This is a genomic window from Microcoleus sp. B13-B6, from assembly GCF_036705405.1.
In the GTDB taxonomy this organism is placed as follows: Bacteria; Cyanobacteriota; Cyanobacteriia; order Cyanobacteriales; family Microcoleaceae; genus Microcoleus.
Genome location: NZ_JAUBUJ010000047.1, coordinates 1 through 1640, shown reverse-complemented (window position 1 = coordinate 1640; position 1640 = coordinate 1). Strand labels below are relative to the sequence as shown.

Here is a 1640-nt window from a genome sequence, read left to right as displayed (position 1 = left end):
GTTCATGACAGAGGTGCAAGATTTGAGTTAAAACCGGCTGAAAATTAAAACAGAAAACTAAAACAGATATCCTCCTCAAGCCTCATAGCAAGAACTTCCGTTTTGAGATAAGGATTTTTAACCCCTAGCGGGCCAAACCGCAGTCGGCGGTAATTATTCAGCAAACCGAACCTCCACAGACGGATAACACCCTAATTGAAACATTAACATCGCCGTTACGTTTCGTTACGATAAGGAGACAGAGAGAAAAACCTCTCATTCGTAAAATCAGAGTTAGCCATTATGAACGGTACATTTCGCGTCGGCAACCTGTTTGGGATTCCCTTCTTTGTCAACGCATCTTGGTTTTTAGTTCTGGGTTTAGTAACCTGGCAGTACGGCGGCGCATTAGCTGCCCTGTTTCCCACATTAGGCCCCGTAGCGCCCTGGATGCTGGGATTATTCACAGCGTTACTGTTATTTGCTTCCGTCTTAGCCCACGAATTAGGACACAGTTGGGTAGCCATTAAACAGGGAATTGGCGTGAAATCGATTTCGCTATTTCTGTTTGGCGGACTGGCTAATTTAGAAAGAGAATCCAAAACCCCAGCCGAAGCATTTTGGGTAGCAATTGCAGGCCCGTTGGTTAGCTTATTTCTATCCGGTTTGTTAACAGCCATAGGCATCGGTGCTGGTCTCACAGGCCCCGCAGCCGCCATCGTCGGACTTTTAGCTTACATCAACTTAGTTTTAGCCTTATTTAACTTAATCCCCGGTTTGCCCCTCGACGGCGGCAACATCCTCAAAGCGATCGTCTGGAAAATTACTGGCAACCCTTACAAAGGTGTAATTTTTGCTAGCCGCGTCGGTCAAATAATTGGTTGGATTGCCATTGCTACAGGCATCTTTGGCAATATTTGGAATCTAGTAATCGGTTGGTTCTTACTGCAAAATGCCGGTCAATCTGCCCAATATGCCACAGTCCAAAATAAACTAGCAGGTTTGACCGCCGCAGATGCTGTTACCCCCGAAAGTCCGATCGTCTCCCAAGACTTGTCCCTCAGAGAATTTGCCAACAACTACGTTATCGGTAGCGCCCATACCTGGCGCCGGTTCCTGGCAACAGATGATGCCGGACAATTGGTAGGGGCGATCGACCTTGACGACCTCAAAACCATTCCTACTGGACGCTGGCCCGAAGTTTTAGTGAAAGAACTCCTGAAGCCGATCGAATTTTCCACCACCGTCAAACCGGAATTATCCCTCCTCGAAGTCGTCACCCTTCTGGAACAACTCAAAGTACAAGAACTCCCCGTCATTCGCGAAAACGGTGTCCTCGTCGGACTTGTAGAAAAAGCTGAAATTGCCCGCCTGCTACAAAAACGAGCCGAAGCGAACCCTGCTTGATATCCTCAGATACTTGACAAATAATAGTTAACCCCCTCGATTGCCCCTTATCAAAAGCGCGATCGGGGGGGTTAACTCTAGCTTCAAAAAAGTTAAGTCCAACACAAATAGTCCGGGACGAAACTGTCACAATATTTAAATATTTTTTGAGGTATGTTCTTGAGTCCAGGACTGACTAAGGATCGCGAATTAAATAACTTACAAATTTAATTGTTATTGTGGGATGGGCGTCCCGCCCGTCTTTTTTGGACGGG

1 protein-coding gene is annotated in these 1640 nt (G+C 46.6%); it reads left to right on the top strand.

The window, feature by feature from the left end; genetic code table 11:
* Positions 1-282: 282 nt before the first annotated feature.
* On the top strand, positions 283-1386 hold the full coding sequence (locus tag QUB35_RS20600) for a site-2 protease family protein (RefSeq protein WP_333143621.1): 1104 nt from the start codon (positions 283-285) through the stop codon (positions 1384-1386).
* Positions 1387-1640: the final 254 nt, after the last annotated feature.

Bases quoted from the DNA above. Each gene is read 5' to 3' on its own strand.
- QUB35_RS20600 (WP_333143621.1), top strand. From the start codon at position 283: ATGAACGGTACATTTCGCGTCGGCAACCTGTTTGGGATTCCCTTCTTT.